The 22,206-nt window shown below is 69.5% G+C and carries 20 protein-coding genes and 1 pseudogene; 14 read left to right on the top strand and 7 right to left on the bottom strand.

Annotation, left to right across the window (positions count from 1 at the left end):
- The first annotated feature begins 82 nt into the window (after positions 1 to 82).
- The 3 genes from V1460_RS12340 (at position 83) to V1460_RS12350 (ending at position 2,806) form a co-directional block, all read left to right on the top strand.
- Positions 83 to 949 carry a GNAT family N-acetyltransferase gene (locus tag V1460_RS12340; protein WP_338673787.1) on the top strand — a complete coding sequence of 289 codons (867 nt, stop codon included), beginning with the start codon at positions 83 to 85 and terminating at the stop codon, positions 947 to 949.
- Between the two features lie 198 nt (positions 950 to 1,147).
- Positions 1,148 to 1,324 carry a hypothetical protein gene (locus tag V1460_RS12345; RefSeq protein ID WP_338673788.1) on the top strand — a complete coding sequence of 59 codons (177 nt, stop codon included), beginning with the start codon at positions 1,148 to 1,150 and terminating at the stop codon, positions 1,322 to 1,324.
- 54 nt (positions 1,325 to 1,378) lie between these two features.
- On the top strand, positions 1,379 to 2,806 hold the full coding sequence (locus tag V1460_RS12350) for an MFS transporter (protein WP_338673789.1): 1,428 nt from the start codon (positions 1,379 to 1,381) through the stop codon (positions 2,804 to 2,806).
- Between the two features lie 308 nt (positions 2,807 to 3,114).
- Here the strand turns inward: V1460_RS12350 and V1460_RS12355 are convergent, their stop codons facing one another.
- The 3 genes from V1460_RS12355 to V1460_RS12365 all read right to left on the bottom strand — a co-directional run bounded on the left by V1460_RS12355 (position 3,115) and on the right by V1460_RS12365 (position 7,743).
- A complete protein-coding gene (locus tag V1460_RS12355) occupies positions 3,115 to 3,423 on the bottom strand; it encodes an ATP-binding protein (RefSeq protein ID WP_338678013.1) in 309 nt (102 codons plus the stop codon).
- A 128-nt stretch (positions 3,424 to 3,551) separates the two neighbouring features.
- Positions 3,552 to 4,433: an MEDS domain-containing protein gene (locus V1460_RS12360; protein ID WP_338673790.1), complete on the bottom strand. Its 882-nt coding sequence runs from the start codon at positions 4,431 to 4,433 to the stop codon at positions 3,552 to 3,554.
- 619 nt (positions 4,434 to 5,052) lie between these two features.
- Positions 5,053 to 7,743 carry a LuxR family transcriptional regulator gene (locus V1460_RS12365; RefSeq protein WP_338673791.1) on the bottom strand — a complete coding sequence of 897 codons (2,691 nt, stop codon included), beginning with the start codon at positions 7,741 to 7,743 and terminating at the stop codon, positions 5,053 to 5,055.
- Positions 7,744 to 8,177: 434 nt separating this feature from the next.
- Between V1460_RS12365 and V1460_RS12370 the strand changes: the two genes are divergently transcribed.
- The 6 genes from V1460_RS12370 to V1460_RS12395 all read left to right on the top strand — a co-directional run bounded on the left by V1460_RS12370 (position 8,178) and on the right by V1460_RS12395 (position 14,652).
- Positions 8,178 to 9,746, top strand: coding sequence for an alkaline phosphatase D family protein (locus tag V1460_RS12370; protein WP_338673792.1), 1,569 nt, complete (start codon positions 8,178 to 8,180; stop codon positions 9,744 to 9,746).
- Positions 9,747 to 9,759: 13 nt separating this feature from the next.
- Entirely contained in the window at positions 9,760 to 10,362 is a 603-nt protein-coding gene (locus V1460_RS12375) for a hypothetical protein (protein ID WP_338673793.1), read from the top strand.
- Between the two features lie 278 nt (positions 10,363 to 10,640).
- The gene (locus V1460_RS12380; protein ID WP_338673794.1) at positions 10,641 to 12,368 is read left to right on the top strand and encodes a serine/threonine-protein kinase; all 1,728 of its coding nucleotides are present in this window, start codon (positions 10,641 to 10,643) and stop codon (positions 12,366 to 12,368) included.
- A 434-nt stretch (positions 12,369 to 12,802) separates the two neighbouring features.
- The gene (locus V1460_RS12385; RefSeq protein ID WP_338673795.1) at positions 12,803 to 13,150 is read left to right on the top strand and encodes a hypothetical protein; all 348 of its coding nucleotides are present in this window, start codon (positions 12,803 to 12,805) and stop codon (positions 13,148 to 13,150) included.
- A gap of 220 nt (positions 13,151 to 13,370) precedes the next feature.
- Complete coding sequence (locus V1460_RS12390) at positions 13,371 to 14,126, top strand: GDSL-type esterase/lipase family protein (RefSeq protein WP_338673796.1); 756 nt, start codon at positions 13,371 to 13,373, stop codon at positions 14,124 to 14,126.
- On the top strand, positions 14,119 to 14,652 hold the full coding sequence (locus V1460_RS12395; RefSeq protein WP_338673797.1) for a DinB family protein: 534 nt from the start codon (positions 14,119 to 14,121) through the stop codon (positions 14,650 to 14,652). The genes V1460_RS12390 and V1460_RS12395 overlap by 8 nt, the downstream gene beginning before the upstream one ends.
- 515 nt (positions 14,653 to 15,167) lie before the next feature.
- Here V1460_RS12395 and V1460_RS12400 read toward each other — a convergent pair.
- Entirely contained in the window at positions 15,168 to 15,689 is a 522-nt protein-coding gene (locus V1460_RS12400; protein ID WP_338673798.1) for a DUF2231 domain-containing protein, read from the bottom strand.
- A gap of 1,075 nt (positions 15,690 to 16,764) precedes the next feature.
- On the opposite strand from V1460_RS12400, the gene V1460_RS12405 reads away from it, so the two are divergent.
- A complete protein-coding gene (locus tag V1460_RS12405; protein ID WP_338673799.1) occupies positions 16,765 to 17,556 on the top strand; it encodes a DUF2785 domain-containing protein in 792 nt (263 codons plus the stop codon).
- Between the two features lie 137 nt (positions 17,557 to 17,693).
- Here the strand turns inward: V1460_RS12405 and V1460_RS36290 are convergent.
- Positions 17,694 to 17,885 (bottom strand): annotated as a pseudogene (locus V1460_RS36290) (ISL3 family transposase); the annotation flags it as partial.
- Positions 17,886 to 18,040: 155 nt separating this feature from the next.
- Between V1460_RS36290 and V1460_RS12410 the strand changes: the two are divergent.
- Together V1460_RS12410 and V1460_RS12415 are read left to right on the top strand one after the other, a co-directional pair.
- Positions 18,041 to 18,499, top strand: a complete 459-nt coding sequence (locus V1460_RS12410; protein ID WP_338673800.1) for an NAD(P)H-binding protein — start codon at positions 18,041 to 18,043, stop codon at positions 18,497 to 18,499.
- Positions 18,500 to 18,569: 70 nt separating this feature from the next.
- Positions 18,570 to 18,770, top strand: a complete 201-nt coding sequence (locus tag V1460_RS12415) for a hypothetical protein (protein WP_338673801.1) — start codon at positions 18,570 to 18,572, stop codon at positions 18,768 to 18,770.
- Positions 18,771 to 18,902: 132 nt separating this feature from the next.
- Here V1460_RS12415 and V1460_RS12420 read toward each other — a convergent pair whose 3' ends face one another.
- Positions 18,903 to 19,427 (bottom strand): PadR family transcriptional regulator, encoded by a 525-nt coding sequence (locus V1460_RS12420; protein ID WP_338673802.1) that lies wholly within the window; start codon positions 19,425 to 19,427, stop codon positions 18,903 to 18,905.
- 101 nt (positions 19,428 to 19,528) lie between these two features.
- Here V1460_RS12420 and V1460_RS12425 point away from each other — a divergent pair, with 101 nt between their 5' ends.
- Positions 19,529 to 20,299: an alpha/beta hydrolase gene (locus tag V1460_RS12425; protein ID WP_338673803.1), complete on the top strand. Its 771-nt coding sequence runs from the start codon at positions 19,529 to 19,531 to the stop codon at positions 20,297 to 20,299.
- Between the two features lie 77 nt (positions 20,300 to 20,376).
- Here V1460_RS12425 and V1460_RS12430 read toward each other — a convergent pair whose 3' ends face one another.
- Positions 20,377 to 21,360: a GlxA family transcriptional regulator gene (locus tag V1460_RS12430; RefSeq protein ID WP_407077443.1), complete on the bottom strand. Its 984-nt coding sequence runs from the start codon at positions 21,358 to 21,360 to the stop codon at positions 20,377 to 20,379.
- A 237-nt stretch (positions 21,361 to 21,597) separates the two neighbouring features.
- Here V1460_RS12430 and V1460_RS12435 point away from each other — a divergent pair, with 237 nt between their 5' ends.
- Positions 21,598 to 22,089, top strand: a complete 492-nt coding sequence (locus tag V1460_RS12435; RefSeq protein ID WP_338673805.1) for a DUF4352 domain-containing protein — start codon at positions 21,598 to 21,600, stop codon at positions 22,087 to 22,089.
- The last annotated feature ends 117 nt before the right edge of the window (positions 22,090 to 22,206 follow it).

The following is a 22,206-nucleotide window of genomic DNA, read 5'->3' on the forward strand; positions in this document are numbered from 1 at the left end:
TCTTGGTCGGGCCGCTGCGGGAGCAGCGGCCGGCCCGGTTAGTCGGTTGCGGACCTCCGGGTTGGAGTGTCTGATCCCGGCTATGACTATTGTGCTGGGTACGCCGACCGTCGACGGGGTACGTGAGGCCATAGCAGCGCTGCGGGAGTGGCAGTACGACGAAGCGCCGATGCAGTTGCATTCCGGGGACATCGGCTGGAACTACCGGTTCGGAACGGCCGAGACGGCCGCGTTGGTCCGGACCTGGAGTCGGGACGGGCGGATTATCGCGGTCGGGATGCTCGACTCGCCGACCCTGGTGCGGATGACGGTCGCTCCGGACGCTTTCCAGGACGAGGACTTGGCGCGGCGGTTCGTCGAGGACTTCTCGTTGCCTGAGCGCGGCGTGCTGCCGGAAGGAGCTGTGTCCGTCGAGGCGCCGTTGGGCCTGCTGCTCCACGACCTGCTGAGCAAGGAGGGCTGGGGCGTCGACGAGCCGTGGACGCCGCTCTTCCGCGACCTCACCGAGCCGGTGGAGGACCCCGGCGTGCGGATCAAGTCGATCGGCCCGGAGCAGGCGCAGGACTTCGCCGACGTCCTGCGGTCGGCGTTCAACACCTCGCGGCCTACGCGCGAATACTGGCACGCGATGTCGGCGGGACCGTTCTACGCCGACGCTCGCTGCCTGGGCGCCTATGACGACCAGGGCAGTGTGGCGGCGGTGGTGACGGTGTGGTCGGCCGGCCCGGGAAAGCCGGGGCTGGTCGAGCCGATGGGCGTCCACGAGAGCCACCGCGGTCGCGGTTACGGTCGGGCGATCACCGCGGCCGGGGCGGCCGCGCTGCGGGAGATGGGCTCGTCGAGCGTACGTGTGTGCACGCCGAGTTCCAACGTCGGCGGTGTCGCCACGTACAAGGCTGCCGGGTTCGAGGTGCGGCCGCAGGTGCGGGACCGGATCCGGACGGCCTGACGCCGGGGCTGCTCGGTAAGGCGGCAGCCTGGGGCGTAGATCGTCCGTCAGGTGCGGGTTCTGCGGCTTCTCAACCGCCGTCTCGGGTTGCGCTCGTACGCTGCGACGCGTGGTGGATCCCGAGGTGCATAAGCGGATCACCGCGCGCCGCGCGGAGCTGGTGAAATCGAAGAGCAACTGGTCAAGCAGCTGTCCGAGGTGCGGGCCGAGCGGGACGAGCTGGCCGTGGCGGTGCGGGTGTGGCGGCGGATGAGCGAGCAGCTCGTCGACGAACGGGCAACGGCCAGGTCGCCGGTGGTCCAGGTGGCGCGCCGGGCGGTGTGGACGGCGACGATGATCGGCTGTGGTTCGTCCGGCTCCTGCGAGGTCGTGTAGCAGCCTGGGCGGGGAGATGCCACGATGAGCGAGGGGTGTGAATCGAGGCGAGCGATGAAGGTTCCTTCGGGGAATCGCGCCACGCGCGCCACCGGCCTGTTCACCGGCCGGGACCGATCCGTGATCATGGCGGCTGCGCTGTCCATGCTGCTCGTGCAGATGGACTGGTTCGCGCTCAACCTGACGCTTCCTGTGATCGCCCGGGACTACAGTGAACCGACCACCGACCTGCAGTGGCTGGTCAGCGGGTACATGCTCACCCTGGGTGCCTTCATGATCACCGGAGGCCGGGTCGCAGACGTCCAGGGCCGCCGGCGGACGCTCGTCGCTGGACTCGTCGGCTTCGGCGCCGTCTCGGTCTTGTGCGGCCTGGCACCGTCCACCGGCTGGCTGGTCGCGGGGCGGGTCGTGCAGGGTGTGACCGCCGCCTTCATCTTCCCGGTCGCCGTCGCTGTCGTCACAAGCTACTTCCGGGACGACCGGCAGGGCCGGGCCGTCGGCACGGTGCTGGCCTTCAGCGCAGTGGGCACCGCCCTGGGGCCGTTCGTGGGCGGGACACTCGCCGAGCACGTCGGCTGGCGTGCGGTGTTCTTCCTCAACGTGCCGATCTGCGCCGTCGCCGTCTTCCTGATGCTCCGCTACGTCCCGGAGACCCGGGACACCCACGCCTCCGGGCGGCTCGACCTGCCAGGCGCGGCGGCGATCGCGGGCGGTCTGACGCTGATCATGCTCGGCGTTGACCAGGGAGAGCGATGGGGCTGGGTCTCCCCGGCGACATGGGGCTGTTTCCTCGTCGGAGCCGCCCTGCTCGCACTCTTCGTCCGGATCGAGCGGCGCAGCGCGGAACCGCTGCTCGACCTCGGTCTGCTGCGGAACGGGCCTTTCGTCACCATCACCCTCGCGGGGTCCCTGTCCAACGTCGTCTATTGCCTGGTCGCCGTCCTCTCGGCGCTCTACCTCCAGCAGGCACGTGGCCTGTCGCCGTTCACCGCCGGGCTGATCTTCCTTGCGCTCTCGATTGGCGCGGGTACCGCGAGCTACTTCTCCGGGCACCTGGCGCAACGGTGGCGGCCCGAGGTGCTCATGGCCATCGCCATGTTCCTCAGCGGCACCTCACTGCTCGCCCTGACCTGGTCGACGCCGCTCGGCCTGTATGTGGTGGTCTTCGCCGTGGTCGGCGTCGGGCTGGGCCTCGGCTGGGCCCTGACGAACGTCGCCACCCAGTCGCACGTCTCGGAGAGTCGCCTCGCCGCCGCGTCCGGCTTCGTGCTGACGTCCCTGGTCCTGCTCGGCGCGCTGGCCGTCGCCGTCGCCTCGACAGTGCTGGAGCTCCTCAGCGGCTCGTCGTCCCGTGCGGCCTCCGACGGCGCGGCCATCGAGACGGTACTGCGCTCCGCGGCCGCGCTCGCCTTGCTCGGAGGAGCACTGCTGCTCCGCCTGGCCCGCGCCCCGGCCCGGTCGACGCCCGGGGACTCCAGCTAAGGGCTGTCCCGCAATCCGCGGTGGATCAGCGCGCGGCGTCGGGGTGCCCTGCGAGCAGGCATCCTTCTCGGCGAACGCGCCGGCGCCGGTGACACTGAAAGGTCCGCGTGATCAACGGGAGGCAGTACTTCACTCTGTCGAAGGGCGAGAAGACCCGCACCGTCGACGTGCCCTCCTCGGTGGCGGAGGAGTTGCAGCGCCACGTCGACGCGTTCCCACCGGTGGAGGTGGAGCTTCAGTGGGAGCAGCCGGAGGGGCAGGGGAGGAAGTCCTCGCTGCCGGCTTTCGGCACTCGGATGATTGGATCGCTATGTGCGGTCAAGCCGTACGGAGAAGGTGACGTCTGCGCCGACAGTGTTCTCGGTGACTTCCAACCGGTCGGTGATCTGGCGGACGAGCCACAGCCCACGTCCGGCGGAAGTCTCGACCTCGGGCACGGCACCAGGAATGACGTCATCGTTGAACCCGGCTCCGCTGTCGGTGACTTGGCAGCACAGGCTGTCGGCACTCCGGTAGAGCCTGAGCGTGCCCGCACCCCCACCATGCCGCAAGGAGTTACTCGCCACCTCGTTTACGGCCAGGGTAAATTCGGCACGCCGTCGCTGGTTGAGTCCCATGAACGCTGCGACTTGGTCGACGCGTGTGCGCAAAGCGACCAAGTCTGCGGCATGAAACCGTCTGTTGAGCAGGACTTCTTCTGCGGCCAGGACTTCTTCCCGAGCCCGGGCAGGGAGCGGCCGTGACGTCAACGCATGGCCCCCTCTGCCTCGGTCAGGACCAGGGTGTCGACTGCCGTGGATCCGATGCGGCGGAACATCTCCGCATGGAACGGGGAGCAGCGGACCTCCACCCGCTGACGGGGGCTGGCCCTTCTGACCTGGCGCAGCACATTCGCCGCGCACGTGACCGACAGGAAGGAAACCGGGGTGAGGTCGAGAAGTAGAGAGCGATCGGCAGGCGACCGGCTGAGGGCTGCCTGCACGGCCTGACTCCACTGATCCTGATTCGCCCAGTCCGCTTCCCCCACGAGCCGCAAACCGAAGTCGGAGTGGAAGGCCCCGAACTCTCCCGGCTTCTCAAGGAGCGCTACCGGATGGCCAACCCGCATCGCTTCCACCGTCTCCTCAGCGAAGCTGCGCCGGTCGTACGTGCAGATCTCGGCGTACGTACGGTCAGCGAAGAGGCTTTCCGCATGCGTCTCCCGGTGCATGACGCCTTCGACGTCCATGCCCAGGTCGTCCACCCACGCCATGTCGATGATGGACCGAAGTCCGCCGTAGCCATCGAACCGAGCCTGCTGGGTCTCTTCCCGAAGGCGGCACATCTGCCGTTCGGCACTGAAGGACCGGTGCGGATGGATCAGCTCGCGCATGCTGGTGAACTGCAGCTGACCGCTCTCCCGAGCCGTCTCGAGGACCCCGTGAGGAAACAACTTCTCAAACGCTTCATCGTGCGGAACGCGGGGGTCCGCCATCACGATGACCTTTTCGTTGCGCGCAAGCCCGAGCTGCGCAAAGACTCCCAGCACACCCCATCGCATCTCGTTGTCCGCGTAGTGTGCGAAGGCGTGGTCTCCTAGGCCCATCTGTTCCACAGCCAAGGTGCGGGCATCCACCGGAACAGTCATGGCCACCTCCTTTCGTCCGACGGCATCACCGGCTCAACGCAGCAGAGGTACGGCCGTGATGGAGACAGTGACGGTACAGTGCGACTCGCCAGGAGAGGGGTGTTGGACGCCTTTTGATGGAATTTGGTCCGATGCTGACATGGCCGGTCTGACGACCTGAAAGCGAGACCGCGCGAGCCCCTCAACGGCGAGGTATCGAAGCCGGCGCTCGCCACTTACCGGCTTCGGCTTGTCAGGGTGACGTGGGCTCGTCGAGGGTGAGGCCGGTGCCGGCTATGAAGCCGTCGAGCCCAGGCTGGGGCGGGGCTGGAGGCCGAGTCCCGGCTGCAGGTTGTTGCCACCTCGGTCGGCGGCATGGGCTGTCAGGTGACCGGATGGGTGGTGCGCTCCGGGCGAGATGCTGGTGTCGGTGGGGCTGTCGGCAGTCATGGCCCTACTCGGCGTAGCCGGCCCCGGGAACGCGATGCCGCACATCCGGTCGCTCATCGTGCAAGGCTGAGCACTGCGGATCGCCTCGGTGGGATCCCGCGTTGGACGCCGGAGACGCGGCCCTCCAGAACGGGAACCAGGTGATCACACCTCTTGGAGGCGGGTGAGGGTGCGGTGCGGCCGGGTGACTTCAGGCCTGATCAGGACCGGAAGGATCCTCGTGTGTTCGGAGCGCCTCGATGAGTGACCGTCGGCTGCCCACGCCGAGCTTCCGATACACCTTCTGGAGTGTGTTGTCGACCGTTCTGCGGGACAGGAAGAGTCGCTCGGCGATCTCGTTACTGGAGAGCCTGCGCCCTGCGAGGACGGCGACCTCGCGCTCTCGCTCCGTGAGAGAGGAGCCCAGCAGCGAGTGTCCATCGCGGGACGCACCGGGCAGCGTCCCCTGGACCCGAGCCGTGGCGGCCTGCGCCATTCGATCGGCCTCGGCGGCGGCGCGATGCCGCCGGTCGCCGCGGAGCACCGCCGCAGCGTGAGAGGCGCTCTCCGCAGCCAGCATGTGGGCTCCGATACCGCTGAGCACCGCGTAGACGGAGAGGAGCCGGTCTGCGTCCCCGGCGGCAACGGCGGCGGCGAACTCGGCACGTGCCGGGGCGAATGCGCCCTCCAGCGCGTCCGAGAGGGACCGCAATTCGCGGGCTGCCTCGTCCGCGAGGCCGAATCGCGCCAGATCGGTGAGCAGGAGGGTGCGCGACGAAGTCTGGCCGGCGGCGCGTGCCCCTCGCACGGCCTGGCGCAGCACCTCCCGTGCCGCGGTCAAGTTCCCCCGTAGCGCCAGCAGCCATGCCTCGCCGATCCGCTCCTCCCCTGCAAGGAGCGCGCAGGGCGGGTGGTCTGCCGCTCTGCCCACCGCCCGCGCCGCTGCCGTTTCGTCGCCGAGGGCCGCAGCGGCGGCTGCGACGCCGGAGTACGCGAGGGAGAGGATCTTGGTGTGCCCGGCTGACTCCGAGGACGCGACGGCCTCCGCGAAGTAGCGGCGGGCATCGGCCGCCCGTCCCGCGGCCCACGCGCACCGGCCGCGGTGGAAGGCGAGCCAGGTCGCGGTCAGCGGAGTCGACACGCTTGCAGCCGCCGACACTCTTCCGGCGAGTGCCTCCGCCTCCTCCAACCGACCCAGCTCCACCAGGGCGTACAAGCGAAGGATGTCCACCGCGTGCCGGTGCACCGAGAGGGCGCTTTGGTCCGCCGAGAGGAGGCTCCGCTCGCAGCTGTCGGCGGTCTCCAGCCCCTCGGCCGCCCGGCCGACGGCCGTCAGAGCCAGGACCCTCATGCTCAGGACCACGGTCGGAGAGCCGCTGCCGTCCTCCTGACCGAGCGCCTGCTCCGTCAGCGCCAGACCGGCCCGCGGGTGTCCGGACACGGCGATCAGGGCTCCCGCCACCTCGCGGAGCACGGTCCGCTCGGCGGGCGCGACCAGCCACGCACGGGCCTGCCGCCCGATCCGCAGCACCTCGGCGATCGGCTCGCCCGCCCAGAACAGGTTCAGCATCCTGGTCCGCGTCGCGGTCGCGGTCTCGTCCTCGCCCCGGGGGGCCGAACAGGTCAGGCGTCGCAGTGTGGCCTCCGCCTGCCGCCAGTCGCCGAGCTGGAAGTGGCTCTCCGCCAGCATGTGGCGCGTGGTCGGCGAGTGCTGGTCCTCCGGCAGGGAGCTGAGAAACGCGATGACCTGCCGGTAGTCGTGGCAGCGACGGGCGAGCCCCGCAGCTTGGGTCAGCAGTCCGGGTTCCGCGATGTCGACCGCCGCCTCCCAGACGGCCACCCGCAGTAGGTCCCCGCTGCGCCGGACGCCGCGCTCCCGCACCCACTCGGCGTGCTCCCCGAGAAGGCGGCGGCGTCGCAGCGCGCCCATCCGCGCGCGCAGCACCTGCCCGTAGACCGGGTGCGCCAGAGTCGCACTCAGGCGTCGGCCGTTCTCATGCACCCGGATGGCGTGCGACGCCTCCAGGCCTTCCAGGACCTCGGCCCCCGCCAGCGCCCGCAACTCGGTCACGCCGACCGGCTCGGCCAGCGCGAGCAGGTCAAGGGCCGTGCGCCCCGCCGGCCCCGCCACGGCGAGCCGTTCCTCCACCAGCCGGGTGAGCCGCGGGGTGCCGAACTCGTCAGGGCACGTCGCCCGCCACAGCTCCCCGTCGTGGACGAGCCACTCGCGGGCCAGGGCGCCGCAGACCAACTCGTAGAGGTACAACAAGTTGCCACCGCTGGTCCCGTGCAGATGCCGCACGGTCTGCTCGGCGACATGACCGGACAGCACGTGCTCAAGGAGGGCACGGGTTCCGGCCATGTCGAGGTCGCCCAGCTCGACCCGGGACAGCGTGCCGAGCCGCTCCCGGACCGAGACGGAGCAGGCGCGGGGCACGCCCTCCTGGAACGTCGCGAGCAGGAACGCCTCGCCTGCGTCGAGCAGGCGGCCGATCACGAACATCGAAGTGGCGTCCAGGTGATGGAGGTCGTCCACGAACAGCACGAAGCGGCCCGCTCCCGAGCCGAGTGCCGCTCGCACGCCGCGGTAGGCGCACATCGGATCGACGGGCACGGCGTTCGATGCAGTGAGGTGGGCGAGGGCGCCCAGCGGAATCTCGCGCGCATGTACGGTGGCCAACGCCCGGCCACCCCGGTGTCCCGAGCGGAGCGCGTCGGTGTAGCACTCCTCGGCCAAACGGGACTTGCCGACCCCGGACGGCCCCTCCACGACGATTCCTCTGACCGCCGGATCGTCCACGGCATCCAGGACGGTCCTGCGGTGCGCCTCCCTGCCGACGAACGGCCATGCCGCGCCGCCGGGCGCGGCATGGCCCCGATCCCGTGTGCCGTAGACAGTCATGCAGATCATTTCTCCCGTTCAGCCGCAGCATGCCACAGCAGGCCTCGGGACGACCAGCGAGGTTCGAGGGAGAACCGGACCGATGGGCGAGGCGACGAACCCCTCCTTGCGCAGCATGGGCGAGTGGAGTCCGCGGCATGCGCGCACGGGACGCAGGACAGGGAATTGTTGCTCTCCCGCTCGCCGCCGAGCGGTGCGGATCATGGCTTCAGCAACCGCTCCGCCGGAGCGGCGAGGCCGGAGCACGGGCACCGGCCTCCTCATGCCGGTGCGAGGTACGGCGGCAATCTCGGCATCGAGAGGCGACCACCAAGGGGCATGTCCTCACCTTCCGCCCTCGTGCTGCGCCGGTGATCCGCTCGACCGGCCCGACCTACCTAGCACGCAGTGGATCCGTTCGTCGGACGGTCCATGATCATTGACGGGAGAACAGTGTGAGTGCACTGGACAGACGGCGCTTCCTCCGGGGGGCGGGAGTTGCCGCCGCCGTGGGGGTGGCAGGGCTCGTGGGGACCGAAATCCTCCAGGGCTCCGCCTCCGCGGCGGTGATCGAGCCGACGTTCAACATCAACCCCTTCCAGTTCGGGGTGGCCAGCAGCCCCCTGAGGAACGTGATCTGGACGAGGCTCGCCATCCTCCCCCTGGCCCGCGACGGCAGAGCGGGCATGCCCGACGGGGACATCCCCGTCCGCTGGAAGGTCGCACGGAACCGCGACGGCAGCGGCGTCCTCGCCGAGGGAACGGCGTACGCCCTGAGCCGCAACGGGCACAGCGCCCGCGTCGAGGTGGCCGCGCTCCCCCAGGCAACGGCGGTGTTCTACTGGTTCGAGTACGGCAACTGGCGGTCCACGGTGGGGCGGCTGAAGACGGCCCCCGCCGCCAACAGCAACCCATCCGCGATGACGGCCGCCGTCATCTCGTGCGCGAACTTCGAGCACGGCTTCTTCCACTGCTACGAGCACATCGCCGACCACGAGGTCGATGTGGTCATCGCGACGGGCGACTTCACCTACGCGGACTCCTACAACCCCGGCTACGGCTCCAAGGCGAGGAGCCATCTGCCCGCAGGGGAGTGCTTCACGCTGGCCGACTACCGGCTGCGGCACTCCCAGTACCGTGCGGACCGCCAGGAGCAGGCGATGCGGGCTTCCACGGGGATGGTCCTCACCCTGGACGACCACGAGGTGGACGACGACTGGGCCGGCAGCACGCCCGACTACTTGGAGGACGGGGCGGCGAACAGCGGCCCGGGCACCTTCTGGGAACGCCGGCACAACGCCCTGCAGGCGCACTGGGAGAACACCCCCCTGCCCTTCATGATGAAGCCGGCTCGCAGCCTCATGCCGAACAGCTACCAGACCCTGCAGTGGGGTCGGCTCACGGACTTCCACCTGCTCGACACCCGGCAGTTCCGCTCGCGTCAGGACAAGTGGAGGAGGAACGAGGAGAACCGCTACATGCTCGGGCCGGACCAGTTGTCCGCGCTGGGCCGAAGCTATCGCGGGGCCCGCTGGGACCTGCTGGTCAACCAGGTCGTCATGGCCCATTGGGTGAACGGAGGGCCGGGGACGGAAAAGGCATCGGACTCATGGGACGGCTATCGGGCAGAACGCCGCCGGGTGGTCAGACAATGGATCGACAAGGAGGTGGCCAACCCCGTCGTGCTGACCGGTGACGTCCACTTCGGCGGTGCCGACAGCGTCGTCGAAGCCCTTGTTGAACGTCTTGATACCAGAGCCCCCGAAATCATCAGCTCCTCCATCACGTCCGGTGGTGATCTGGAGGGGGACTGGTATGAGCTGGAGGACGCGCTCAACTACCTGCCGCTGCACATGTACCACCGGCGCCGGGGCTGGACGAAGCTCGACATCAATTCCCAGCGCATCCACGTCCAGTGGCGGGGAACCGAGGTGGTAAGTGCCCGCGCCGCGCAACCGGACCGGATCTTCCAGTCCGCGGACATCATCGCCGGCCAACACAACTTCTCCAACACGAGCTGGTGAGAGGAACCTTCCAGTGAACTCAGCAACGGAATCCACCCGCCGGCGGAAGACGGCCGGCCTGTCGGCTGCGGCTGCGCTCCTGTTGGGCCTGACCACGGCCGGCCCAGCGTCGGCCGACCCGATACCGCCGGAGAACCGGACATACCTCTTCGAGATCGACTGGGTGAAGTGCATCGATCAGACCGGTGCCACCGACTGGTACGAGGACGAGATCTACGCGAAGGTCGTGGACACCGCACCGGGGGGCAACAACGTCATGTACACCGACACGGTCGGAGACCTGGATCCGGGCGACACCGCGATGTTCGACCACTACTCCCGGGTGATCGCACCCAAGAGAGTCCACGTCAACAGGACGGGTGACCTGAATCCGCGGGACGGGGACGCCTGGTCCGAGAACAGGATGGGCACCCCGGCCCCGCTGAACTTCTCCGTGGCGCTGTACTCGGAGGACCCGGTGTTCGACAACCACATCCAGACCCAGCAGTTCGCCTTCACCGCGGCGAGCCTCGCGCGGGACATACCCGACCCCGACGGAACCGCGGTCTACACCCGGACCTTCGTCGGCGAGGGGGGCGAGTTCCAGGTCCGCATCGCGGTGCACCGTATGTGGTGAGGAAGCGTTCTGAGCGTCCCTGAGGCCCTCCGCCTGCCAGAGGACCGCAGGCGAGGCCGGGGGCGTCGCACGGACGGCGCGGGTGCGGGCCGATCCGGGGTCGGTCGGGGCTCCAGCCCACCGGGACGGCCAAGGGCCCCGGGCCAGGGAAACCGGGTCGCCGGCGCCGCCGGGGACGAAGTGTCGGGACGGGTGCGCTGCACTGAACGGCCATGTAACGGATAGATCACGATCGTGGAGGGGTGGGCCCCTCACGGTCGTCCCGAAGGAAGGAGTGCGTGCACGTGCAGGAGTGGGTGGTCCCCGGATACTCGGAGTCGGGAGAGCTGGGGTCCGGTAGCAGCGGCCGCGTGATGCAGGCCGTGCACGAACGCAGCGGGACTCCGGTGGCGGTGAAGTACCTCAGCGGCGCACTGCGGGCGGACCCCGGCTTCGTGCGCGACTTCAGGAACGAGGCCGGGCTGCTGGCCACCCTCGCTTCCCCTTACGTGGTCGGCCTCCACGAGTACGTCGAGGCCCCCGAGGGAGCCGCCATCGTGATGGAGCTGGTGGTCGGCGTCTCTCTGCGCACCCTGCTGCGACGGGAGGGCGCGACAGGCCCGGAAGCCGCGCTCACCGTCCTCAAGGGGTCGCTCCTCGGTCTCGCCGCCGCGCACCGGGCCGGCGTGGTCCACCGGGACTACAAGCCCGAGAACGTGCTGGTGGCCGGGGACGGGACCTCCAAGCTGGTCGATTTCGGAATCGCGGTGCGCGAGGGCGCCGCACCTGGTGTCGCGGGGACTCCCCTGTACATGGCGCCGGAGCAGTGGCACGGTCTGCCGGCCTCTCCGGCTACCGACGTCTACGCGGCGACGGCCACGTTCTTCGAGTGCCTGACGGGCGAGTACCCGTATGCCGGTGGGACCGCCCTGGAACTGGCTGTTCAGCACATCAGCGCACAGATCCCGGCCGACAGGGTTCCGGAGCCTTTCCGGGCGCTGGTCCTTCGCGGTCTGGCCAAGCACGCGGAGCAGCGGCCCGAGACGGCGGCAGCCTTTGTGGCGGAACTCGAGGAGGTCGCCGCGACGGCGTACGGAGAGGACTGGGAGGAGGAGGGGCGACGCAGGTTGGCGGCGCTGGCATGCCCGCTCCTGTCGGACCTCGCCGCGGATCTCCGGCCGTCGACCGGAACCACCGTGGCGGCCACCACCGTGCTGGCCGACACCGAGCTGCCGGGGCGGTCCGGTGGGCGGCGCGGATACGGCCTGCGGGGCACGCTGGCCGGCGCCGGGGTGGTGCTCACGGCGGTACTGGCCTTTGTGACGCAGGGCGCTGACGAGGGCGGTCCGACGACTGCGGGAGCAGCCGTCGCCACCACGAGCGCTCTGCCGGGAGCGGCGGGCCGTCCGACCACCGGGACTCCCGCGCCGGGCGCGGAGTCGGCCACGTCATCGGTATCGCCAGGCCATTCCACGACGGCCTCACCATCGCAGTCCGGTTCGCCGTCGGCGTCCACCTCACGCTCGTCGGCGGGTACGCCGGATGCCGAGGGTGCTCTGTCCCAGGGGGAGGCTCCGCTGTCGGACACAGGCTCGACTCCGCCTGCCGCACCGGATTCGACGACGGTGCCGACGTCCACGCCGGAGACGGCCGGGACTTCGCCCGCCTCCAGTGCCCCGCCCGCCCCGCCGGCCCCGCCGCCCGTCGTGGTGACCTCGGTGTCCGTCGCGGAGCTGCGTCAGTCGGGCTCCACGACGGCGTCCGCCTCCATCGTGGTCGTGACGAGCGGGACCGGGCCCGTGAGCCTCACCGTCACCTGGTACGCCTCGTCCAGAGACGGTTCCATCGGTATTCAGGATGGCCCCTCGCAGACCTTCCGGCTGAGCGGGAAGAATTCCTACACCGTCACCGCCGCCCATGGCTTCCGCGACAACGCCTGCTACTGGGGCGTCGCCGCGACAAGTCCCGCATCCGGTGGCGGCGGAACCTTCCGGCAGATCGTGACCCAGAGGTGCGACGTCCGATGACGGTGTTCCCCGGACCCGGCTTCACGCGAGACTCGGAGCCGCACGGCGCTCAGGGCCTCCGCGGCGAGGCGGGTGGCGACGGATACAGTGCGACGGCTCTGGACGAAGCCTGGTTCACGGCCCCGGACACGCCACACGCCGCTCCGACGGGCCCAGGAGGCGGCGGTCCGGTTCCCACAGTGCCGCTGCCGTGGGCCGGCCGACCCGCAGTCACGGCGACCTCGCCGTCGGCCGATGGTCTGAAGTCCATGGGCAGTCCGGACGACACCCTGCGCGGCACCACGCCCCGTCGGCCGGGCCCGGTGCCGGGAGCCGCCGGGCACCGCCCGGCCCGGGATGACGAGCTTCGGTCCGGACGGGGGGACGCGGGGCTCGTGGCTACCGTTTCCAGGGGCCTTAGCGGGTACGCGTTCGCCGCCGTCACGCTTGTCGCCGTGACCGGTTGGTTCCTCGGGCAGCGCCCCGTTCCGCCCATGACCGTCGAGCAGGTGTCCGTTGCTGCCGCGGCCACCAGACCGACCTGCGGGGGCACGGCCGACATCGTCGGCGTCGTGCGGACCGACGGGCGTGCCGGAACCCTCGTCTACCGCTGGGTGCGAAGCGACGGCAGCACGTCGGGCACCCTGCGCGAGACGGTCCCCCGGGGGCAGCGGGAGACGCGGCTGCACCTGCTGTGGACCTTCCACGGGCGAGGAAGCCACGAGGCCAGGGCGGAGCTCGTGATCGACGCGCCGACGGGCACGCTCCCGGCAGCCGTCGAGTTCACCTACTCCTGCCCCTGAGCGCCCTACCCCGTCGCGGGACGCCGGGCTGAGTTTCGCGGTGGCCCGAAGACGCCGGGCGCCACCGTTCTTTCGTAGGGCCTCGACGGACCCGGAAACCCACAGGGGTCAGCCCGGCGCCCACGGGACCACCACGAACCCAGCTCATCTCGACAGTCCAGCAGCCCACTCCGGGCCGAGCTGGAACCGCCTACTCACGAATTGGGAACCGAGGACGAGGATGTGTGAAGAGACCTCAGCCGTGACGGTGTGCGGCGGGCCCGCCGACCGGCGGCGCAGGAGACGATCGCGACCGGACACCGATGCGATCAGGCCCGATTCGACCGCGAGCCGGAGGGTCTGCTTCCTGGGCGACTCCCTCGTCCTGGGGGTGGGCGACCCGACGGAACGCGGGTGGGTCGGGCGCATGCCGGGGCTTGCGGCAGGCGCCGGGATCGACCTCACGAGCTACAACCTGGGCGTCCGGGGACAGACGATGCCGATGATCGCGGAGAGGTTCTCCGAAGTTCTGGTGCGGCTGCCGTATCCGGTGCGGGGCCGTCTCGTAGTGAGCGGCGGGATCAACGACGCGGATCTCGAAGGGGGGCGCGTACGGTCCGCCGCCTCCGAGTCGGTGGCGGCGTTGGACGAGCTGCTGCGTATGTCGGCGAGCGCCGGGATCGACACCCTGGTGGTGTCGCCGACTCCTGTCGCCGACGTCGGTCACCGGCAGAGGCTGGAAGGCCTGAGTCAGGCTTTCTCGGTCCTGGCCGAGGCTAGGAGCGTGCCCTATGCGGACGTCATGTCCCTCCTCTCCGCGAGCAGCGAATGGGGCAGGGAAATGGCCGACGGCGACGGATACCACCCGTCGGCGCCGGGATACCGGCATCTCGCCGAAGCCGTCTGGTACGCCGGCATGAGGCGCTGGCTGACAAGGGACTGCGCATCCGGTGTCGTGTCGCTGCGGCGGGTCGGCGAGGAGTGGGCGGATGAGTGATCTCGTCACGCGGACGGTCCACGACCTCAGTGGTCATATGAACAGGGTGCGCGCGGCGTTGGAGGTGCTGGAAGCCGCCGGACGCGGCGACGCCGTCCTCTGCGGCGCCGACCGTCGGCGGTTGTCCGGGGCCGGTCACTTCCCCGCCTACGGCAGGGAGCTGGACTGGACGGCGAGAGAGGTCGCCGGGCATCTCACGGACTCCGCGAAGGTCTTCGCGCAGCGCGTCCACCAGTTCCTCGCCGACGGAGGGCCTCCCTGCCTGATCCCCTTCGATCCCCTGGACGAGGAGAGGGTCGCGGCCTACGGCGCCGTCTGCCTGGCAGAGGCACTGGACCGGCTCTCCGCGGCCCAGAGCGGACTCCGCACCACCATCCTCGACATTCCGGCTTCGGAGCTGCATCGTGAGGGACAACGGGCGATCGGAGGGATCATCACCTTGGCCGATCTGATCCGATTCCTGCCAGGCCATCAACACGACCATGCTGTACAGGTGGAGTTCATGGCCGACGGCGGGTCCTCCTGAGTCGCTGCCCTACTCCAAGCGACCACCGGCTAGGAGCTCGTGACACGACCATGAGCGTGCCTTCTTGAGGCGTCGCCAGCAGATGAGGCCGCAGGCCAGGGAGACGAAGGCGTCGTGGAGTTCGGTAGGGCGTTCCAAAGCCGGTGCCGTCGCCGACTGTGACGAGCAGGACGGCGGCGGTCCTGACGCCGTGCCTGGCAGCGACGTCAGGACCTGGGAAAGAGACATCCGATGCAGTTGATCTGCCAAGCGGCGATGGTGAGTTGTGAGGTCGGCGTGGTGGGGAACACGGTGAGTTCGTACGACCAGCGATCACGGCTCCTACCGGCGCCGAGCCCTGGTCGGCAGTACGGGTGACCCCCGAAGGCGGAGCGGACGGTGCGTCGGCGCAGGGTGGTTGACCGCCAACGGACCTTACCCGCACCGCCATCCGGCCGCGTCGATAGCCGCGTTCGAGTGGGTGTCGTGAAGGCGGCTCCGGCAACGATGCCCGGTCTGTTTGGGCAGTGGAGGGGTCACCCGCGCTGGGCGGAGGACGTGTGGGCATTGCGCCAGACGGCCTGGGCGCCGGAGTCACCGATGCGGTAGACCTGCACGATCGTGCCGGCCCCGACGGCGAGAGCCAGAACGACGGCGGCGATCCACAGCGGAACGCTCACCGCCCCCATGGGTGGCCATGAGACGCGAAGGTCGGTCGGACCGTTCCCGATGGCGCGCCGGTAGACCCACCAGACCGCGACGGTCACGACGAAGAGACCGGCCGCCCACGGCAGGAGCTGTTCCCCCAGCTCGGCGTGCCGCTCAACGAGAGCGTTCTCCTGCACGCGCTGCTCCAACCACTCTCCGGCACTGGTCGTCACCGGGACCAGCGCCAGCGACACCAGGGCCAGGACGGGCAGAGAGATGCCCAACCTGCGCATCACGGTCGGCCACAGAGCCGACACCACCAGCAGCACGGCTGTCAGCGGGAGCAGAACCACGACGGCGTGCACATACAGGGCGTGCGCGGGGATTCCATTGATCACGTCGGGGAACACAGCCGGACACCTCCGAAGCAGAGAGCACAGGCGGCATGCCTGAGCCCGCCCGCAATGTGCCCCGGGGCGGAGCAGGCTAATCCAGTCTGCCGCCCACTTCACCCTCTGGATGAAGTGGGCCGTATGGGGGTGGAATGGATCGGGCTGGGGCCCTCAGTCGAGGTTCAGGGTCGTCTGTCCAGGCAGCTACACGGTTCCGTCGGCTCTGTCTCACTTTCGGTGGTGACGGACCGTGCTGCCAACTTGGGTGAAGCGGCCCGCAAATGGTCCGGTTCCTGGGCGAACCATCCGACTGGGAGCGGGGTCCGCGGGCATCCCCGTCAGTGGGCCGCTGCGGCGTCCGTGCCGTGCGACGGCGCGGACGCCGTCACGGGCCCACACGCAGAGAGCCCTGCGGAGCCGGCACAGCATCACGGTCCGTCCAGAGGAAGCCTCGGCGAAGTGGCTTGGCACCGCGCCCGGCAGGGCGGGCGACAAGCGCCGTGGTGGCCGCGCAGTCCGTCCTGCGCCACCATACGAGCTGGAGCCGGACGGACGCGGCACATCCTGTGTCTACGTAGGGTTCGATGCGCCCGATCACTCCGGTCCGGATTCCGACGACGGCTGGACGCAACTCCTCTGACGGTGCATCAGTAGTGATCCGCGTTGCTACTCCACGTCTGGCTCTGGCCTTGGTGATCGAAGTCTGGAGCGAAGGTGCTCATCGGGCACGACCTGGCCTCCTACGGTGATCGACGTCGTTCTGAAGGCGGACTGAACCGCACCATGCAAGCAGCGGCACACGGTCGAGCAGATCTCGATCAGCTGTCGGACGCGCTGCGTGCGGCCTCCAGCCAGCTGGCCTCGGCCCGTCCGTACCACGGGACGTCGCGGTTACGTCCAGGGAAGCGGTGGTATGGGTTCGACCTGATCCGGGGTTTGCTCCGGCATCGGGATGGCGCCCGCACAGACGAACGGCCACCGGTTGATCTTTGAGGCGAATCCCGCCCGCCCCGGTGTACGCGTGCGTCGCGACGAACTGGAGGCGCCGAAAATGCGGTGGCCGAGCTTATCGCCGCATGCCTACTCTGCCGTCATGATCGACTGGTCCAGCATCGAAGCCGCCGACTGCGCGGTACCCGCGCACCCCCCTATGGGTCATCTGGTGCGAGAACTCTCCCAAGCCCTGGCCGATGCCGATCCCAAGATCCGGGACGGGGCCCCGCACACGGTGCTGGCGACCTGGATAGCCCGGGGGGTCATCGACGAGCCCCGGCGGCTGGCGCTCGGGGACGAGATGGCTGCCCGCTTCCTCGATCCGGAGATCCAGGCTCGGACCTTCGCCCCGCTGGTCCTCGACATGCTCGTGGAAGCGGGAGACTTCAAAGCCGACTGGGTGGAAGCGTTCTCACGTTGGTACCCGGCGGAGACGGAACTGCGCGGCTTTGACGAGGAACTGGGCTGGCTGCACGCCGTCGCGCATGGAGCGGACCTGCTCGGCCAGTTGGGATGCCACCCGGAGGTGGACCCGGTGCGGATGCTGGACCTTGCGGCGGCGCGACTGACCGCTCATACCGACTACGTCTTCGAACAACTGGAGGACGATCGGTTGGCAAGGGCGATCGCCCGTATCCTCACCCGCTCCGACATGAACGAGAACGACGCGACCGAATGGTTGGAACCGATCGGCCTCCACTTCGGGGCCGACCGGATCACGACTCCCGTTCCCGCACACCTCAGCAACTGCCTACGCACATTGCGCATGCTCTATGTCTTCGCGGACCGGGGCCTTCGGCCGAGCCCCGAGTCCGCGCCGATCGCCCTTCACCACCGTGATGCGGTCAAGACACAGCTGGCCGCCGCTCTCGACAGGATCGTCAGGAGATGAGTGTGGCTCACCGTCGCGGACGACCATGCAGAGTCGCGCACTCCCCGTGCCGCGGTGCCTGGGGGACAGCGCCACCACACTCGGCCACGACGGCGAAGGCCTCGATCTTTCCTACATTCCGGTCGCACCGGCGAGACGACTTGAACCGCCGAGGCGGCCGGCAGTCGGTCCTCGGGGACATGTGAGGCGGCAGAGCCGCCGATGCACACGAGCTCGACGCCCGGACCCTCGCGCAGCCACGCCTCCCGCGTGTCGGCCGTGCGATCGGGCAGCATGTCGATCCGCTCATGGGCCTCGGCGTCGATGATCACGGTGGCATAGCGGTGCTGAGGCGACCTCCGTGACGTCCAACCCGGTGCAGCCGCAACGTGACGCGACGGCCCGACTCGCGACCACGAGGGACAAACAGGGTGAACCGCCGACCCGATCAGCGACCGAACCCCACTGACGAATCGAGGTTGGATCTGCGAGATCCATAGTCAGAGTGTCCACGTCACGGGGGTCGCCTCAGGTCAAGCTGTCCCCGTCGCAGTCGGCACGGCACTGGAGCCCACTTGTTCACCGGATCCCGCAGTCCTCGTGCTCGTCGCCGCAACTGCCCCTCGGCACGCGCGACCCTCAGCAGCTCAAGGCGCCGCTGCCGGTCCGCCGCATCGACTTCGACGAGCCCAGCACCCTCGCCGGGGGCTTCGAGGGTGCGGAGGTGCTGCTGATCTCCGCAGGCCACGGCGAGGGCGGCACCGTCATGGCTCGGCACGGCGCCGCCGAGAAGGCCGGCGTGAGCCATGTCGTCTGTACGAGCCTGAGCGCTGACGGCGATCACCTTCCCTACGCGCTGCCACACCGCTGGACCGAGCGTCGGCTCCAGGACGGCACCATGGACTGGACAATCCTGCGCAACGGCCTGTACGCGGAGTTGCTGGGCGCGCTCGCGGCGCCGTAGGGCGATGGGCGGATCACTGCCCCGCTCGGCGAGGGCCGACTGGCCACCGCTGGGCCGCGCACCTCACTCCGTGCTCGCAGCAGCCCTCGCACAACTCACACAGCAACGAGCCCACGCCGCCAGCGCGCCCCCGCACCCGGAGTCGACCTGGTCCCACCGCGCGATCGCCGCGCAGGTGGTGGTCACCAATCTCGCCGTCCCAGGCCGGCGTGCCGTCGAGGTAGAGGCCGCAGGCGCAGTCCAGGCATTCTTCGGGGCTGCCGGAGGGTAGGCCGGTGGGTAGGAAGTTGTCCTGGTAACCGCCTCGACTGGCGAGGTAGAGGGCGAAGCTCCAGGTGTGGAGCACGCCGTCGAACCGCAGCCGACACGGCGGGATCTGCCCGCAGAGCGGGCGCTGAGTCGGTCACCGGTCGAGGTCGGCCAAGGTGTCGGTGAGCCAGCTGAGTTCGGCCTGGGTGGTGGCGCGGGCGATGCGCAGGATCCCGCTGCGGAACGGGTCGGAGAGGTCCTCGGCGCGCAGCGGTCGGCCGTCCGCGTAGAAGAAGCTGGCGGGCTCGTTCAGGAAGGCAAGGCGGCGGCGCAGTACGGCGGCCTGCTCGGCGGGGTCGTCGAGGTGGCGGAGGAAGGCCAGCACGGTGAACCAGCGGTTCTCGTCGCTGATGTCCAACTGCTCGGGCGTGCGCAGGTGGTGGAGCAGGGCGTCGCGCCCGGCGGCGGTCAGGTGCAGGGTGTGGCGTGGGGCGGCCGCGCTGCCAGGCTCGGTTTCGCGGACGAGCAGGCCGTCGGATTCGAGGCGCTTGATCGCGGGGTAGAGGGTCCCGTCGCTGATCGGTCGCACATGTCCGGTGAGGGCGGCCAGGTGGTGGCGCAACTCGTAGCCATGCAGCGGCTGGTCGTAGAGGAATCCGAGGATCGCGAGCTTGAGCATGCAGCCATGCTGTCAGACTGCCGTCCAAATGCATCGGTTACGATATACCTCGGAATCGATGTATGGTGGGACTCGAGACCGCGACCGAAGGAGAGTCCGCCATGCGCCATGCCCCCGTCACCCCGAACGGCGACCTGATCCGGTGGATCGAGGTTCCCGGCAGTGGGCCGCGGACCCGGTTGTACCTGCACGGGCTCGGTGCCAGTTCGCCGACGTACTGGGCAGCGGCGGCCGCGCATCCGCTTCTGGTCGGCCACCGCTCGCTGCTGCTGGACCTGCTCGGCTTCGGCATCAGCGACCGGCCGGCCGACTTCGACTACACGATGGAGGAGCACGCGGATGCCGTGGCCCTCGCGCTCCGCGCGGCCGGTGTGAGCGGCGCGGAGGTGGTCGCGCACAGCCTGGGCGGCGCGGTGGCGATCCTGCTGGCGGCGCGTCACCCGGAGCTGGTGTCGAGGCTGGTGCTGGTGGACTCGGTCCTGGACCCGGCGCCGCCAATGCCGACCCCGGGGAGCGGCGGCATCGCGAGCTACACCGAGCAGGAGTTCCTGGCGCACGGCTGGGCGGAGACGGAGGCGCGGGTCGGACCGGTGTGGTGGGCGACGATGCGGCTGGCAGGCCGCGAGGCGCTGTACCGGACGACGGTGCACCGGGGGCGTGGGACGGTGCCCGCGCTGCGCGAACAGCTGGCCGGGCTGCCCCACCCGCGCACCTTCCTCTACCCGCAGGCGGACGGTGTCCCGGCGGGCGCGGCGGAGTTGGAGGCCGCGGGGGTGGTGCTCAGGGCGGTGCCGGAGTGCGGCCACAACATCATGTTCGACAACCCGGAGGCGTTCGCCCAGGCCACCGCCGACGCGCTGGCCGGCCGGTGACGGCGGTGGTCGCCCGGTTGGTCGCGGCAGCGACCGTGCGGACGGCGACCGGCTGGGCGCTGGACTTGCATGCGTGGTCAGCCCGGTTCGGGTGCGCTGCCGGAGGGGGTGTGACCCGGGCCTCGGCTCCGGAAGCGATTGCGGTAAGCCCGGGGAGAGGTGGAGGTGAGCCGTCCGAAGTGGTGCCGAAAGTTGGCCGGGGTACCGAATCCGGTACGCCGGGCGATCGACTCGACGGGCTCGTCCGTGGTCTCCAGCAGCTCCTGGGCGAGCCGTATCCGTTCCTGGAGAATCCATCGCAGCGGGGTGAGACCCAGTGTCTCGCGGAAGCGGCGGGCGAGGGTGCGCTCGCTCACATGTGCCTCGCGGGCGAGCCCTGCCACGGTCAGCGGCTCGTGCAGGCGTTCTCGAGCCCACTCCAGTACGGTTCCAAGACCGCTGTCCTCGGGGAGCGCAGTGAGCGGCCTGGAGTGCTGGGTCTGTCCCCCTTCGCGGTGAGGCGGGACGACCATGCGCCGGGCCACCTCGTTGGCCACCGCCGAGCCGTGGTCGTGGCGCACCAGGTGCAGACATAGATCGATCGAGGCCCCGGTACCGGCCGAGGTGAACACGGTGTCGTCTCCGACGTAGAGCACGGTCGGGTCGTACCCGATGCTGGGGTAGCGGTCCGCGAGGTCAAGTCCGTTCATCCAGTGTGTGGTGGCTTGCCGCCCGTCCAGCAGCCCGGCTGCTGCAAGGACATAGCTTCCATTGCACAGGGCAACGATGCGCCGGCCTCTTTCGTGGGCGGTGCGCACCGCGTCGACCAGCGGCTGGGGCGGGGTGGTCTGCACCCGGAGCGAGGAGGCGGTGACCACGACGGTGTCTGCGTCCACGAGGTCGTCCAGGCCGTAGCACGTGTCGAGGCGAAGCCCGGCGCTGGTGCGGATCGGTCCCGGCTCGGCTGCGCAGAGGCGCAGCTCGTACCAAGGGGCGACGATGTCGCTGCGGTCGGTGCCGAAGACCTCGCAGGGCACGGCGAGTTCGAAGGTGGGGGCGCCGTCTGTCACTGCCACCGCCACGACATGCCGCCTCCCCCTCACAAGACGGGATTTTAGCGCACGGTGTCGCTTCCTCCACTGGTCAGAGGCGTGGGCCCCTCGGAAGCTAGTACCACGGAAGGCAAACGATCACTCTTCCCGAGCTCTGCCGCGGCAGAGCCCGCCAGAGGGATTCCGACGTTCCATCATCCTGCCGAGTCAAGATCAACCGCCCACGGGGCTCCGTCCCAACGTGGCGCTGAATGGAGAACCATCTCAATGAAGAAGACAGGTCCCGCCCTCCTTGCCGTCCTCGCGGTGCTGGCTCTGACCGCCTGCGGACCCACCGTGGGTCGGAACTCCCCGGACAGCGGCTCCGGGAAGGCCGCATCATCCGCCCCGGCACAGAACGGCCCGAAGAGCGAGCAGCCGGCGGAGGGGGATAGACCGGTCGATCTCGTCGCGAGGAAGACGGCCTTCACTCCAGGCGTCCTGCACGACGGCGGCGACTACACCAGCGTTCTGGTGACTGTCAGCAACAACGGCGACAAGGAGATCAGCGTCAACCCGCTGTACTTCTCCCTCACCGACACCACCGGAACCAAGCACAGGGCTGCCCTCGCCGTCGACAAGAACCAAATCGAAACGGTCAAACTCGCGCCAGGGGAGAAGGCTTCAGGCACCATCACCGGCAAAGGGGACTTCACCGCTCGGTACGTGACGTACACCGACGGCATCCTCGGCGACCCGGTCCGCGCCACGGTTGGCTGACCGCAGTCCGCCGGACCTCGGCATCGGTGGCCCTGACGTTTGTTCAGCGGCCCCGGCATGGTGCCTTCCAGCGCCCCCGGTCGGTGCAGATTCCGGGCTCCTTGGACGTCTTCAAGT

Origin of the sequence: Streptomyces sp. SCSIO 30461, assembly GCF_037023745.1 — a bacterium.
GTDB lineage: Bacteria > Actinomycetota > Actinomycetes > Streptomycetales > Streptomycetaceae > Streptomyces.